11 protein-coding genes and 1 riboswitch are annotated in these 14,840 nt (G+C 68.2%); of the genes, 3 read left to right on the top strand and 8 right to left on the bottom strand.

Annotated features, from left to right (window positions below):
- Nucleotides 1-47 precede the first annotated feature (47 nt).
- The 7 genes from VI08_RS11345 to VI08_RS11315 form a co-directional block, all read right to left on the bottom strand.
- Nucleotides 48-656 carry a hypothetical protein gene (locus VI08_RS11345; RefSeq protein WP_045829694.1) on the bottom strand — a complete coding sequence of 203 codons (609 nt, stop codon included), beginning with the start codon at nucleotides 654-656 and terminating at the stop codon, nucleotides 48-50.
- A 102-nt stretch (nucleotides 657-758) separates the two neighbouring features.
- Nucleotides 759-1,586: an NADPH-dependent 7-cyano-7-deazaguanine reductase QueF gene (gene queF, locus VI08_RS11340; protein ID WP_045829693.1), complete on the bottom strand. Its 828-nt coding sequence runs from the start codon at nucleotides 1,584-1,586 to the stop codon at nucleotides 759-761.
- 22 nt (nucleotides 1,587-1,608) lie between these two features.
- The gene (locus tag VI08_RS11335; RefSeq protein WP_045829692.1) at nucleotides 1,609-2,601 is read right to left on the bottom strand and encodes an aldo/keto reductase; all 993 of its coding nucleotides are present in this window, start codon (nucleotides 2,599-2,601) and stop codon (nucleotides 1,609-1,611) included.
- The gene (locus VI08_RS11330) at nucleotides 2,598-3,005 is read right to left on the bottom strand and encodes a MerR family transcriptional regulator (protein ID WP_045829691.1); all 408 of its coding nucleotides are present in this window, start codon (nucleotides 3,003-3,005) and stop codon (nucleotides 2,598-2,600) included. The genes VI08_RS11335 and VI08_RS11330 overlap by 4 nt, the downstream gene beginning before the upstream one ends.
- A 149-nt stretch (nucleotides 3,006-3,154) precedes the next feature.
- Complete coding sequence (locus VI08_RS11325) at nucleotides 3,155-3,562, bottom strand: acyl-CoA thioesterase (RefSeq protein ID WP_232309531.1); 408 nt, start codon at nucleotides 3,560-3,562, stop codon at nucleotides 3,155-3,157.
- A gap of 135 nt (nucleotides 3,563-3,697) precedes the next feature.
- Entirely contained in the window at nucleotides 3,698-4,726 is a 1,029-nt protein-coding gene (locus VI08_RS11320) for a ribonucleotide-diphosphate reductase subunit beta (protein WP_045829690.1), read from the bottom strand.
- A gap of 113 nt (nucleotides 4,727-4,839) precedes the next feature.
- Nucleotides 4,840-7,359, bottom strand: coding sequence for a ribonucleoside-diphosphate reductase subunit alpha (locus tag VI08_RS11315; protein WP_045829708.1), 2,520 nt, complete (start codon nucleotides 7,357-7,359; stop codon nucleotides 4,840-4,842).
- 160 nt (nucleotides 7,360-7,519) lie between these two features.
- Nucleotides 7,520-7,735, bottom strand: a riboswitch (cobalamin riboswitch).
- A 178-nt stretch (nucleotides 7,736-7,913) separates the two neighbouring features.
- Between VI08_RS11315 and VI08_RS11310 the strand changes: the two genes are divergently transcribed.
- Entirely contained in the window at nucleotides 7,914-9,857 is a 1,944-nt protein-coding gene (locus VI08_RS11310; RefSeq protein ID WP_052697841.1) for a response regulator, read from the top strand.
- Nucleotides 9,858-9,866: 9 nt separating this feature from the next.
- Here VI08_RS11310 and VI08_RS11305 read toward each other — a convergent pair whose 3' ends face one another.
- Nucleotides 9,867-10,382, bottom strand: coding sequence for a DUF2501 domain-containing protein (locus tag VI08_RS11305; RefSeq protein ID WP_045829689.1), 516 nt, complete (start codon nucleotides 10,380-10,382; stop codon nucleotides 9,867-9,869).
- A gap of 109 nt (nucleotides 10,383-10,491) precedes the next feature.
- On the opposite strand from VI08_RS11305, the gene VI08_RS11300 reads away from it, so the two are divergent.
- Complete coding sequence (locus VI08_RS11300) at nucleotides 10,492-13,038, top strand: family 78 glycoside hydrolase catalytic domain (RefSeq protein WP_052697840.1); 2,547 nt, start codon at nucleotides 10,492-10,494, stop codon at nucleotides 13,036-13,038.
- Between the two features lie 91 nt (nucleotides 13,039-13,129).
- Entirely contained in the window at nucleotides 13,130-14,794 is a 1,665-nt protein-coding gene (locus tag VI08_RS11295; RefSeq protein ID WP_045829705.1) for a methyl-accepting chemotaxis protein, read from the top strand.
- Nucleotides 14,795-14,840: the final 46 nt, after the last annotated feature.

Below are 14,840 nucleotides of genomic sequence, written 5' to 3'. Positions count from 1 at the left end.
AGGGCGCGGCATATGCCGCGCCCTTTTTCATCACCACGTGTGGTGGCTTACTTCTTCTTGATGTCGAATGCCGTGTCGCCGGCCGGCTTGCCGTTGAGCGAGATGGCGACCTTGTACTTGCCTTCCGGCCACTCGTTCGGGTTCTGGATCTTGAACGTGGTGACGGCCGGGCCATCGGTGCTGATCGACTGGCTGATGTCGCTGACCGTGGTGGTGGTCTCGCCATCCTGGAAGGTCCACTTCGCGTTCAGCGTGGCGCCGGCGCTGGTGCCTTCGGTGGCGACCGAGGCGTAGATGGTCTTTTCGTTCGGGGCGAAGGCGGTCTTGGCCTTGGCGACCTTCTTGTCGGCGCCGACGGCGCTGCCGAGGGTGACCGTGCCCACCTTCAGGGTGTCGGCGGCGGCCGGGGCCGGGGCGGCGGACGGGGCGGCCGGGGTGGCGGCGGCAGCGGCGGCCGAGGTCGGCGAAGCCGGGGCGGCGGCCGGGGCCGTGCTGGCGGCGGCGGGCGCGGCGGTGGCGGTGCTGGCGGCGGCCGGGGCGGTCGACGAGGCGGCCGGGGCGTTGGTCTGCTCTTCCTTCTTGCCGCAGGCGGTGAGGACCAGGAGGCCGGCGAGGGTCGCCGTGGCGAGGACAGGCGTGCGGAAGGAAAGCTTCATGTCTGGATTCCGGAGTTAGAACGGTCGAATACGTGGGCGGGCAGGTTACAGGCTACACAACTAAAGGCAATACCAATGAAGAGTGCATGAATGCACGGTTCATCATTGGCGGGCGCCGCGCGGATTACCGGGCTGGGCGCCGGCGGCCGTGCTGCGGAAGGGGTTGATGTCCAGGCCGCCGCGGCGCGTGTAGCGCGCATAGACCGAGAGTTCGCGCGGGGCGCAGCGTTCGCGCAGGTCCATGAAGATGCGTTCCACGCATTGCTCGTGGAACTCGGTGTGCCGGCGGAACGAGACGAGGTAGCGAAGCAACCCGGCGCGGTCTATGGGCGCGCCCGTATAGCTCACCTGCACGCTGCCCCAGTCGGGCTGGCCGGTGACGGGGCAATTGGAGCGCAACAGGTGCGATACCAGCACCTCGCGGGCCTCGCCCCCGTGGGTGGCGAGGAAATCGGCGCGCGGCGGCCCGTAGCTGTCGAAGTCCAGGTCCTGGTCGTCGAGCAGCACGCCCTCGGGCTCGTGGAGCGGCTCGCCGTTCAGTTCCTCCGGCGCGCGTAGCACCACGGTGGCCGGGCCGCCGGCGGCGGCCGAGAGGTCGCGCGCCAGGGTGTCGGCGAGGACGTCGCGGCTGGCGATCGTTTCCTGCGCAAAGCTGTTCAGGTACAGCTTGAACGACTTGGATTCGATGATGTGGGGCGTGGTGGCCGGGAAGCGGAATTCCGCCACGGCCACCATGGGCTTGCCCCGCGGGCCGAGCCAGCTCAGTTCGTAACCGTTCCAGATATCGACGCCGTGGAACGGCAGGGCCGCGCCATCCACGCCGATCTCGTCGCGCTTGGCCTGGCGGGGGATGGGGAAGAGCAGGCTGGCATCGTAGCGGTCGGCGTACGTGGTGGCCTTGCCAAGGGGGGAGTGGTCAGGAGACGACATCCCCCCATTATACGGCCGTGGCTCAGGCGTTGATGGAGCCCATCATGTTGGCCTGGTAGCGGTCGCCCACCGCCGCATTGGGCGGAAACACCGCGTCGATCTCGGCCAGCTCGCTCTCGCTGAGCTTCACGTCCATGGCGCCCGCGTTCTCCTCGAGGTATTTCACCCGCTTGGTGCCGGGGATGGGCACGATATCCGGCCCGCGCGAGAGCACCCACGCAAGCGCCAGCTGGCCCGGCGTGCAGCCCTTGTCGGCCGCGAACTTCTTCACTTTTTCCACCAGGGCCAAATTCTTCGTGAAATTCTCGCCGGTGAAACGCGGGTTGTGCCGGCGGTAGTCGTCTTCGGCGAAGTCGTCGGGCTTCGTGATGGCCCCGGTGAGGAAACCGCGGCCCAGCGGGCTGTAGGCCACGAAGGCAATGCCATGCTCGCGGCAGGCGGCGAGCGTGCCGGTGGTCTCCGGGTCGCGCGTCCACAGCGAGTATTCGCTCTGCAGCGCGGTAATCGGGTGCACCTTCGCCGCCCGGGCGATGCTGGCGGCCGAGGCTTCGGAGAGGCCCAGGTGGCGTACCTTGCCTTCTTCCACCAGCTTCGCCATGGCGCCCACGGTCTCTTCGATCGGCACCTCGCGGTCGACACGGTGCTGGTAGTAGAGGTCGATGTAGTCGGTCTTCAGGCGGCGCAGGCTGCCCTCCACGGCCTGGCGCACGTACTCCGGCCTGCCGCTGACGCCGCGCGCCGCCGCGTTGTTCGGGTCGCGCACGATGCCGAACTTGGTGGCGAGGAACACCTTGTCGCGGCGCCCCTGCAGCACGCGGCCCAGCAGTTCTTCATTGGTATGCGGGCCGTAGGCGTCCGAGGTATCCCAGAACGTGATGCCCAGTTCCAGCGCGCGTTCCAGCGTGGCGATGTTCTGTGCTTCGTCGCCGGGGCCGTAGAACTCGCTCATGCCCATGCAGCCGAGGCCTTGCGCGGAAACGTCCGGGCCGTGTGCGCCGAGTTTGCGGGTGATCATGCTTGCTTCCTCCGGGGAGTGGGGGTGGCGATGGTTTCGCCGTACATGGAGCGGTAAAGGGCGATCTTTTCGTCCAGGCGGGCGATGGTCTCGGTGAGCGAGGCCAGCTCGTCGCGCATGTGCTGCGCGTGGCGCTCGAGCAGGTCGCCGCGTGCGCTGATGCTCTCGGGGGTTTCGCCGAGGCGGCGCAGGCGCGAATACTCCTGGATATCGCGCATCGGCATGCCCGTGGCGCGCAGGCGCAGCACGAACTGGATGGTGCGCATCTGGGCCTCGCCATAGATCCGCTGGCCACCCCGGCGCGGCACCGGGTCGATCAGGCCGATCTGTTCGTAATAACGCAGCGTATAGGCGGTGAGGCCGGTGGCGGTGGCCGCCTCGGCGATGGTCAGGGATAGGGTCATGGGGGAAGCGTACGGCTTAGAGTGCGCTCTAAGTCAACCCCGGATGACGCTTTCTCGCCCCTTGTGGGAGCGGGCTTGCCCGCGATGCCCTTATAGAAGCCTCCCCCGTGGGCGAAATCGCGCGCAAGCGCGCTCCCACAGGGCTGCCGTCAGCCGACGGGGAGCGATTCCACGGCCGTGGGCTTGTGGTTCTCGTCCAGGGCGATCATGACGAAGGTGCCGCGCGTGCAGAGCTCGCGCTCGCCGGTGATCAGGTCCTCGGTAAACATGGCGACATCCACGTTCATGGAGGTGCGGCCCACGGAGACCACGGTGGCGATCAGCTCGACCATCTGGCCCTTGCGCACCGGCACATGGAAATCCACCTGCTCGGAGCGTGCCGTGACCACCACCTTGCGCGAGTACCGCGAGGCGGCCAGGAAGGCGGCCTTGTCCATCCACGCCAGTGCCTGGCCGCCAAAGAGGGTGCCGAGGTGGTTGGTGTGGTCCGGGAATACGATCTCGAGGACACGGGCCTCGGTCGGGCGGGCGATGGGGAGCATGGTGGGCTTGGGCATGGTGGCGCCGATTTTACTGCATTGCAACAAGTCGTGCTGGGGCGTGCTGATGTAGGAGCCCACCCCTGTGGGCGACAGCTTTTCGCGAAGAGCTGTCGCCCACAGGGGTGGGCTCCTACAGCAGCCGCTGCGGGCCTAGAACGACTGGTCGAAAGCCACTTCGCCCTGGACGCCCACCTGATAGGACGAGACGCGGCGTTCGAAGAAGTTGGTCACTTCCTGGACATCCTGCAGGTCCATGAAATCGAATGGGTTCTTCGCGCCGTATTTCTTCGGCATGTCGAGCTGCACCAGGCGCTGGTCGGCGCAGTACTCGAGGTACTGGCGCATGTCGTTCACCGACAGGCCGGCCACTCCGCCAGAGAGCACGTCGGCCGCGAACTGCGTTTCGCAGGCGATGGCGTCTTCGAGCATCTCTTCCACCTGCAGGCGCATCTCGTCGTCGAACAGGTCGGGTTCTTCCTCGCGCACGGTGCGCACCACGTCGAAGGCGAACGCCATGTGGCCCGACTCGTCGCGGAACACCCAGTTGGTGCCCGAGGCAAGGCCATGCAACAGGCCGCGCGAGCGCAGGTAGTACACGTACGCGAACGCGGCGAAGAAGAACAGGCCCTCGATGCACGCGGCGAAGCAGATCAGGTTCAGCAGGAACTGGCGGCGGTGCTCGCGCGTTTCGAGGCGCTGCAGGTCCTGGATCGAGTCGATCCACTTGAAGCAGAACTCGCCCTTCTGGCGGATCGACGGGATCGTCTCGATCGCGGCAAACGCCTTGTTGCGCTCGGCCGGGTCGGGGATGTAGGTGTCGAGCAGCGTGAGGTAGAACTGCACATGCAGTGCTTCCTCATACAGCTGGCGCGACAGGAACATGCGTGCCTCGGGCGAGTTCACGTGCTGGTACAGGTTCAGCACCAGGTTGTTCGAGACGATGGTGTCGCCCGTGGCGAAGAACGCCACCAGGCGGTGGATGAGGTGGCGGTCCGCGTCCGACATCTTCGACTTCAGGTCGGTGGTATCGAGCGAGAAATCCACTTCCTCCACGGTCCACGTGTTGCGGATGGCCGCGCGGTACATCTCGTAGAACTTCGGGTAGCGCATCGGGCGCAGCGTCAGCTCGAAGCCCGGGTCGAGCAGGTGGCTGTCGCGGGTGATGGGGTGGGCGGACATATCGTTGCCTCTGGCATGCATTGGATCACCTGTAGGAGCCCACGCTGTGGGCGACAGTGTTTCGCTAGGAGCTGTCGCCCACGGGTGTGGGCTCCTACAGGGGGGCTAGTTCGTTACTGGCAGGCTTCGCAGTACTCGGGGTTCTCGAGCGAGCAGAACACCGCGGCTTCGGCCTGTTCCTGCGTGTTGGCCACCGGCGCCGTGGGCGCGGGGGCGCTGGCGGCGGCGGTCACCGTGGTCTTCGCGATGCGGGTGGCCGGGCGCGAGCGCAGGTAGTAGGTGGTCTTGATGCCGGCCTTCCACGCGTACATGTACATGGACGACAGCTGGCCGATGTTCGGGTTTTCCATGAACAGGTTCAGCGACTGGCTCTGGTCGATGTATGCGCCGCGGGCGGCGGCGAGGTCGATCAGCGCCTTCTGCGGCAGTTCCCACACGGTGCGGTACACGGCGCGCAGTTCCGCCGGGATGGCGGTGACGCCCTGCACCGAGCCTTCGGCCAGCTTGATCTGGTCGCGCACGTCGGCGGTCCACAGGCCCAGCGTCTTCAGTTCCTCCACCAGGTAGCGGTTCACCACCAGGAAATCGCCCGACAGCGTCTCGCGCTTGAACAGGTTCGATACCTGCGGCTCGATGCACTCGTAGCAACCGGCGATGGACGCGATGGTGGCGGTCGGCGCGATGGCGATAAGCAGCGAGTTGCGCAGCCCCTTGGCCTTGATGGCCTCGCGCAGCGCGGCCCAGCGTGCATCCTTGCCGTTGGGTGCCGCGGCCGGCCAGTAATCGAACTGCAGCTCGCCGTTGGCGGCGCGGCTCTCCTCGAAGCCCGGGTGGGCACCGTCGCGTTCGGCGATCTCGTTCGACTGCGACAGCGCGTGGAAGTAGATCTCCTCGGCGATGCGCGTGGACAGCGCCAGCGCCTCATCGGCATCAAAGCGCAGGCGCAGCTTGAAGAAAACGTCCTGCAGGCCCATCACGCCAAGGCCCACCGGGCGCCACTTCATGTTCGCCGTGCGCGCGGTATCGATCGGGTAGAAGTTCAGGTCGATGACGCGGTTGAGCTGGCGCACGGCCGTGCGCACGGTGGTGGCGAGCTTGTCGAAATCGAACGCGCCATCCACCACGTGGCGGGAGAGGTTGATCGAGCCGAGGTTGCACACCGCCGTCTCGCCCTGGTTCGTCACCTCGAGGATCTCGGTGCACAGGTTCGAGAGGTGGATGACGTTTTCCGGGCGCGCCGTCTGGTTGCTGGTGGCGTTGGAGCGGTCCTTGAAGGTCATCCAGCCGTTGCCCGTCTGGGCCAGCGAACGCAGCATGCGGGCGTAGAGCTCGCGCGCCTTCACCTTCTTCACGGCCAGGCCGTCGGCCTCGGCCTTCGCGTAAGCGGCCTCGAACGCCTCGCCCCAGGTATCGACGAAGTGCGGCACGATCTTCGGGTCGAACAGCGACCAGTCGCCGTCGGTCTCCACGCGGCGCATGAAGAGGTCGGGCACCCAGTTGGCGAGGTTGAGGTTGTGCGTGCGGCGCGCGTCGTCGCCGGTGTTCTCGCGCAGCTCGAGGAATTCCTCGATGTCGGCGTGCCAGCTTTCCAGGTAAACACAGGCCGCGCCCTTGCGCTTGCCGCCCTGGTTCACGGCGGCGACCGACGCATCCAGCGTCTTCAGCCACGGCACCAGGCCATTCGAGTGGCCGTTGGTGCCGCGGATGAGCGAGCCGCGCGAGCGGATGCGGGAGTACGCCAGGCCGATGCCGCCGGCGAACTTCGACAGCTGGGCCACGTCGCCGTACTTCGCGTAGATGGAGGCGAGGTCGTCCTGCGGCGAATCCAGCAGGAAGCACGACGACAGCTGCTCGTGCGCGGTGCCGGCGTTGAACAGCGTCGGCGAGCTGGCCAGGTATTCCAGCGACGACAGCATGCGGTACAGCTCCAGCGTCTCGCCGACCTCGTTGCCGCCCAGCGCGCAGGCGATGCGCATGAAGAAGTACTGCGGCGTCTCGATCACATGGCGCTTGGTCGGGTGGCGCAGCAGGTAGCGGTCGTACACCGTGCGCAGGCCGAAATACTCGAAGCGGCGCGAGGCGGTGAGGTCGATCGCGTCGTTGAGCTTGCGCGCGTTGGCCTGCACGAAGTCGCGCAGGCGGTGGTTGAGGATGCCCAGCTCCACGCCCAGGTTGATCGACTGCGAGAACGACTGGATATCCTGGCCACTCACTTCCTTGTCGACGAAGGCCGACAGCAGGCGGGCCGCAAGCTGGCCGTATTCGGGTTCCTCGGCGGTGAGCGCCGCGGCGGTGCGGATCGAGAGCTGGTCGAGCTCCTGGGTGGTGGCGCCGTCGTACAGGCCGCCGATGGTCTTCAGGGCGACGCGCATGGGGTCGACCGCGAACAGGCCATCGGCGCTGCGGGTCACCGCGCGCACGATCTTGTTCACGTCCACGGTTTCCTGGCCGCCGTTGCGCTTGGTGACGCGCATCTGGCCGGGGTTGTGCGGCGGGGTGAGGGCGAAGGCCGGCGGCGGCGCGTCCTGGCGGTAACCCGCGGCGGGGGCCTTGTCGGTGCTGGTGGTGGAGGGGGTGGCGGCCGCGTCGGCCGTCTCGGTGCGCTCGCGCGCTGCGGAATCCATCGTCGTCATACTGGCGTGCCCCAGGGCCTGGTCCAAACTCCCGTTCCCTCGGACGGGGCTAGGCCGCGGTGGCACCTTGGGCGGGAAAGCCGGGGACGAAGCCACGCAAGGGGGCTTCGGTCCGCGACGTGCTTCCCCGCGGAAGCCGTCACCACGAACCGGGGCCGCTTCGGGCCACCGGCTGCTGGCAGGTCTTCGGACTCGTGGACGAGGAGGGCTTGCGCCGACCGGCCTACCCGCCGCTTCCCAGCCCCCGGGGGGCCAGTGCATTGAACGGGGTCGTTTCCACTTACCGCTGCGGGGCAGTTCCGGATTCGCACCGGATTCCCTATTAAGTCCGACGGGCAGTCGCGCCGCCTCGGACACCAGCGGGACACACGATATAGGCCGCCTTGGGGCAGGTCAACACAAGATATAGGGGAATTTTTCCAATGCGCTGCTTGTTCAATGGCTTGTGTGAATCGTCGAACAGGGATGTGAAGGCGGCCTACACATTCGTTATCGGGCCCGGCGGCTAAGATTCCGGCTCGTTCGATCCCAAGACGCAGGAAACGCCCAGTCAGATGCCATCGACTTTCGCGCTGCAGGACCATGCGCTGCTCAGCCAATCGCTAGACGCCGTGCCCTTCGGGCTCGTCGCCCTGGCCCCCAACGGCGACACCCTCTACGCCAACGCATGGGCGCGTAGCCGCCTGCGCGAGGGGTTCATGCCGTTCTGGAACGCGGCCGGGCGCTCGGCGCTCGGGAACATGCTGCCCACGCTGGGTGCCCGCGGCATCCGTGACCTCGAGGTCACCGGCGTGGACGGCCTGGCGTGGCGCGTGGCCGTGGAAGCATGGGGTGGCGCGCCTGCGGGCGAAGGCACGGTGCTGGCCACGTTCCGCCCGGCCACCAGCGATGCCGCCTGGCTTGCCGGGCATGGCACGGCCGCCGTGGATATCACCCAGGACCAGCTGCGCCAGGCGCAGAAGATGGATGCCATCGGCAAGCTCACCGGTGGCGTGGCCCACGATTTCAACAACCTGCTGCAGGTCATCAGCGGCAACCTCCAGCTCCTGACCGCCGATGTCTCGGGCAACGCGCGCGCCGAGCGCCGCGTGGCCAACGCCATGGCCGGCGTCACCCGCGGCTCCAAGCTCGCGGCCCAGTTGCTGGCCTTCGGCCGCCGCCAGCCGCTGGCGCCCAAGGTGGTGAACATCGGCCGCTTCGTCCGCGACATGGACGACCTGCTGCGCCGCGCGCTGGGCGAGGCCATCGAGGTGGAAACCGTCATCGCCGGCGGCCTGTGGAACACGCTGGTGGACGTGGGCAACGTGGAGAACGCGTTGCTCAACCTGGCCATCAACGCGCGCGACGCGATGGAGGGCCAGGGCAAGCTCACCATCGAAGCCGGCAACGCGCTGCTCGACGAGGCGTATGCCAAGGCCCATGGCGACCTGCGCCCGGGCCAGTACGTGATGCTGGCGGTGACCGATACCGGCATGGGCATCGCGCCCGAGGTGCTGGCGCAGGTGTTCGAACCGTTCTTCACCACCAAGCCCGAGGGCCAGGGCACCGGCCTTGGCCTGTCGATGGTCTACGGCTTCGTGAAGCAATCCGGCGGCCACGTGAAGATCTACAGCGAGCCGGGCCATGGCACCACGGTGCGCATCTACCTGCCGCGCTCCACGCAGAGCGAGGACCGCCTCGTCGCCGTGGATGGCGGCGGGGTGCGCGGTGGCGACGAAACCATCCTCGTGGCCGAGGACGACGACGAAGTGCGCGAGACCGTGGTGGTCATGCTGGCCGACCTCGGCTACCGCGTGCTCAAGGCGCGCGACGCCGAGAGCGCCTTGTCGATCATCGACAGCGGCATCGCGATCGACCTGCTGTTCACCGACGTGGTGATGCCTGGCCCGTTGCGCAGCCCCGACCTGGCCCGCAAGGCCGTCGAGCGCCAGCCGCGCATGGCCGTGCTGTTCACCTCGGGCTACACCGAGAACGCCATTGTCCATGGCGGCCGCCTCGACGAGGGCGTGGAACTGCTCAGCAAGCCCTACACCCGCGAGGCGCTGGCGCGCCGCGTGCGCCACGTGCTGGCGCAGCGCGCACCGGCCACGCCGGTGGAAACGCCGCGCTCGCCTGCACCGTCGATGCCGCCGCCGCAGCAGCCCGCGCGCCTGCGCGTGCTGGTGGTGGAAGACGATGCGCTCATCCGCATGAGCATCGCCGAGATGCTCGAAAGCCGCGGCCACACCGTGTTCGAGGCGGGCGACGGCAACGAGGCCCTGCGCGTGCATGAAAACGAGGCTATCGACGTGTTGCTCGCCGACGTGGGCCTGCCGGGCATGAACGGGGTGGAAGTGGCCGAGCGCATGCGCGAGACACGCCCCGAACTGCCGGTGCTGTTCGCCACGGGCGACCAGACCGCGAATGGCGTGGTGCGCGATGCGCGGACGGCGGTGATCGTGAAGCCCTATGGCGTGGCCGACCTCACCGACGCCATCGGGCGCATCACGCGGGACTAGGCGCGGGGTTTACATCCCCACCAGCTTCTTGCCCTGTTTCAGCACGGCGTCGCAGGCCTTGTGCACCAGCTGGCCCTTCATGTCGCCGCTGTTGCCGCTATCGCCGCCGGTGAGGTTCACCGTCTTGCCATCGCCCGTGGTGAGCAGGCCCTTGGCCCCGTCGAGGTAGCCCTTGTCCTTGGTGGGGTCGGCGCTGGTGGTGGCGGTGCCCTTCTTCGACTTGCCGCCGAACTTGCCCAGCAGGCCCCCGGCCGAGCTGCCGCCCGCATCGGTGTTGGCCGCGTTCTGGTCGCCCGAGAGGCTGCCCAGCAGCTTGTCTTTCACGCCCGTGGCACCCGAGCTGCCGCCCAGGTAGTTGTTGTTGACGCAGTACTGGATGATGCCCGCGGCATTGCTGGCGCTGCCGGAACTCAACCCGCCACCGGCGCCGCCCATCAGGCCGCCGAGCTTGTCGAGCTGCATGGCGGGCGCGGCGGTGCTGGCGATGGCGAGGCACAGGGCGAGGCCGGCAAGGGAGGTCTTCATGACGATGGCTCCGGTTGGCTTGGGGTCGCTACTGTGTAGACCCGGCGGCGTTAGATGGATGTATGCGGGTATGCTCGGTGGTTGACGCTTCGCCACCGGGAACCGACCCTTGCCGCCACGCGCCCTGCTGCTCGCGCTCATCCTCGCGCCCACGCCCGCCCTCGCCGCCTCGCTCGCGCACCTTCGCGTGGAGCGCCTCGATACCCCGCTCTACGTCGATGCGGCCAAACCGCGCTTCGGCTGGGTGGTGCATGCCGGAAAGGACGGCACCGTGCAGCAGGGTTATCGCCTGCGCATCAGCCAGGGCGGCAAGGCCGTCTGGGATAGCGGCGAGGTAACCACGGCGCAGTCGTTCGACGTGCCCTATGGCGGCCCGCCGTTGCAACCGGGCGAACGCTACGACTGGCGCGTCGATGTGCGCACCAGCGAGGGCAACGCCACCGCGTCGGCGGCGTTCGGCACCGCGCTGGACGATGCCGGCTGGGGTGGCGCGCGGTGGATCGGCAAGGCGGATGCCGCGAGCCTGCCGGCGCCACTGCTGCGCCGCCCGTTCCATGTCGCGGGCCCGGTCGCGCGCGCCACGCTCTACGTGGCGGCGGGCGGTTACGCGGACATGACGCTGGATGGCAAGCCGGCCAGCGATGCCGTGCTCTCGCCCGGCTTCACCAACTATGCGAAGCGCGTGGAGGTGCTGGCCACCGACGTGGCGCTGGCACCGGGCGACCACGTGCTGGGCGCCGAGCTGGGCCGGGGGTTCTACGGCATGACCAACCCCAATGTATGGCATTGGGAAAAGGCGCCGTGGCACGGCCAGCCGCGGGTCAAGGCCGTCCTCGTCATCCAGTACAAGGACGGCACGGTGCAGCGCGTGCGCACCGATGCGGGCTGGCAGTTGGCCGACGGCCCCACGCGCCTCGACGACCTGTATGGCGGCGAGGCGTACGACGCGCGGGCCGCCGTGCCCCCGGCGTGGGCGGCCGCGGCCGAATTGCCCGCGCCCGCCGGCCGCCTCGTGCCGCAGATCGAGCAACCCATCCGCGTCACCGGCCGCCTCGATGCGGTGGAGGTGACCGAGCCGAAGCCGGGCGTCTATGTGTTCGCTTTCCCGCGCGTCATCGCCGGCTGGGCCGAATTCGACGTGGCGGGCCCCGCCGGCACCACCATCACCGCGCACTACGGCGAGAAGCTGCTGCCCGATGGCACGGTGGATGCGCGCGACGAGCACCACTACTTCAAGCACGGCTTCCAGACCGACAGCCTGACGCTCGACGGCCGGCGCACGCAGTGGCACCCGCGGTTCTCGTACAAGGGCTTCCGCTACGTGCAGGTGGACGGGTGGCCCGGCACGCCCACGAAGGAGGCGGTGAAGGCCGCGGTGGTGCACAACGATGTCGCGATCACCGGCCGTTTCGACAGCGCCAACGACCTGCTCAACTGGATACACCAGGCGGCGGTCGACACCATGCTCAACAACTTCTACGGCATCCCCACCGACACGCCGATGTACGAGAAGAACGGCTGGACGGGCGACGGCATGCTTGGCGCCGACATGTTCCTGCGCAATGTCGATGCCGGCGCGCTGTTGACGAAGTGGGAGCGTGACATCGCCGACACGCGCGGCACCGATGGCGCGCCGCTCGTCACCGCGCCGAACGCGGGCTGGGCGCTCGACGTGCATGCGCCCACGTGGCACTCCGCGTACATCCTCGTGCCATGGTCCATCTACACGTTCACCGGCGACCGCGCGCCCATCGACGAGCACCTCGACGGCATGGCGCGCTACGTGGCCATGGAGGACGCGCGCTCGCCCGGCGGCATCGCCAACACCGAGCTGGGCGACTGGGTCAGCCCGGAGACCGACCCCTCCGGCGAGAACGCGCCGGAAGACAAACGCGTTGCTGGCACGGCGTACCTCTACCGCATGGCGCGCGTGGTGGCCGACATGCAGCGGCTCGCCGGCACGCCGGCGCAGGCTGCGCGCTTCGACCGCATGGCCGATACCGTGCGCGATGCCTTCAACGCGCGCTTCCTCGACCGCGGCAAGGCGGTATACCGCGGCGACGGCGACCAGGGCTATCGCCAGGCGCACAACCTGCTGGCGCTGGGCTTCGGCATGGTGCCCGCCGACCTGCGTGGCCGCGTGGCCGCGCAGGTCGCCGCCGATGCGAAGGCGCGCGGCGACCACCTTGATACCGGTGCCCTGGCGACCAAGCTGATCCTGCCGGTGCTCACCGCCACCGGCCACGCCGACGAGGCGTGGGCCATCGCCAACCAGGTCACCTTCCCGAGCTGGGGCTTCTGGCGCGCCAACGGTGCCACCAGCCTGTGGGAGCACTGGAAGGCGGCGTCGCGGTCGCGCGGCCACTACTTCCTCGGCACCATCGACGACTGGCTGTTCGAGGATGTGGCCGGCCTGCGGCCGCTGTCGCCGGGCTGGAAGCGCATCGGCGTGCGGCCGGCGCTGACGGCCTGGCTCGACCACGCGTCGGCGTCGGTGATGACCCCTTACGGCGAGGCCTCGGTGGCCTGGCGTAAGGTCGGCGGCAAGGTGGTGGCCGAGGTCGAGGTACCCGTGGGTGCCGAGGCCGAGGTGGGCCTGCCGGGCGCCAAGCCCGTCGTGGTGGCCAGTGGCCACCACCGTCTCACGCTAAACTGACATCGCGCCCGGCCCATAAAGCGCCGCAGGAATTTGCCGATAAGCCACCTACGGGGTTGGTCTCGAGGGTGATGGTGGTATGTCGGTCGTCATGAATTGGTTCGGTCGCACGACGCTCAACGCGCGCGTGTGGATGGTGATGTCGATCGTTGTCCTCGGCCTGGGTGGCCAGGCCGTGATGTCGGCGCTCGAAAGCCGCGATGCGCAGATGCGCGGGCTGGAAAACTCGTTGCAGCAGCACGTCATGGCGGCCAGCGCCATCGCGGAGTCGTTCCACGCGCGCGCCGAAAAAGGCGAGATGGCCGATGCCGACGCACGCGCCGCCGCGCTTCGCGATATCGAGGCCATGCGCTGGGACAACGGCAGCGGCTACGTGTTCGCGTTTGATTCCACGCTGGCGCTGCGCATGCATCCGCTGCGCCACGGCGAGGTAGGCAAGAACATCCGCGAGGACGTGGACGGCAACGGCTTCCACCACTACGTGGCCATGCTCGAGGCCGACACCAGGGAAGGGCACGGCTTCACCCGCTACACGCAGGTGATGCCGAAGACGAAGGAACTGAAGGACAAGATCAGCTACTCCGGCTTCTACAAGCCGTGGGACCTGCACTTCATCTCCGGTGCCTATTTCTCCGACATCAACGCCGCGTTCCAGCAGCAGCTGCGCAACGACCTGCTGAAGTCGGGCCTCATCGCCGCGCTGGCGCTGTTCGTGGTGTGGTTCTCCATGCGCAGCATCCGCGCCACCATCGGTGGCGAACCGCGCGACGCGCAGCACATCGCCAGCCGCATCGCAGGCGGCGACCTGCGCCACGACGGCAGGGCCCATGATTTCGCGGCGGAAAGCCTGCTGGGTGCGCTGGAGCGCATGCGCGGCACGCTGGCCTCCATCGTGGCCGAGGTGCAGCAGGGCGCGCACGTGGTATCCACCACCGCGGGTGAGATCGCCCGCGGCAACGACGACCTGTCGCAGCGCACGCAGGAGCAGGCCTCCAGCCTGGAGGAAACCGCGGCCTCGATGGAGGAAATGACCGCGACGGTGAAGCAGAACGCGGAGAACGCCAACGCCGCCGACCGCCTGTCGCGCCACGCGCGCGGCGAGGCGGAGCAGGGTGGCGAGGTGGTGGCGCAGGCCATGGACGCCATGCGCGACATCGGCGATTCCAGCCGCCGCATCGCCGATATCGTGGGCATGATCGACGAGATCGCGTTCCAGACCAATCTGCTTGCGCTCAACGCCGCCGTGGAAGCGGCGCGTGCCGGCGAACAGGGCCGTGGCTTCGCGGTGGTGGCCGCGGAGGTGCGCCGCCTGGCCCAGTCCAGCGCCGCCGCCTCGAAGCAGATCAAGGCGCTCATCACCGAAAGCGGCGAGCGCGTGGAAGCCGGCAGCGAACTCGTGTCGCGTTCCGCCGATGCGCTGCGCGATATCGTGGGCAGCGTGAAGAAGGTCACCGACATCGTCGCCGAGATCGCCGCGGCCAGCGCCGAGCAATCCGCCGGCGTCGACCAGGTGAACGTGGCCATCGCGCAGATCGACCAGGTGACGCAGGAGAACGCGGCGCTGGTGGAAGAGGCTGCGGCCGCCGCCAAGTCCATGCAGGACCAGGCGCAGTCATTGCGCGACCAGGTGGCGTTCTTCACGGTCGATGGCGGGGCACCCGTCGCCGTCGCCACGGCGCCCGCCGCGCACGACCTGCGCTTCGGCCAGAAGCAGGCCGCACCCGCCGATGCCTCGGCATGGGTGGAATTCGCCTGACGAAGAATCGTGATCGAAAGTCATCAATAAGCTGAGATAAAGTCGC

This window comes from Luteibacter yeojuensis (genome assembly GCF_000964085.1).
GTDB classification, from domain to species: domain Bacteria; phylum Pseudomonadota; class Gammaproteobacteria; order Xanthomonadales; family Rhodanobacteraceae; genus Luteibacter; species Luteibacter yeojuensis_A.
This window is presented reverse-complemented; position numbering and strand designations above follow the sequence as displayed.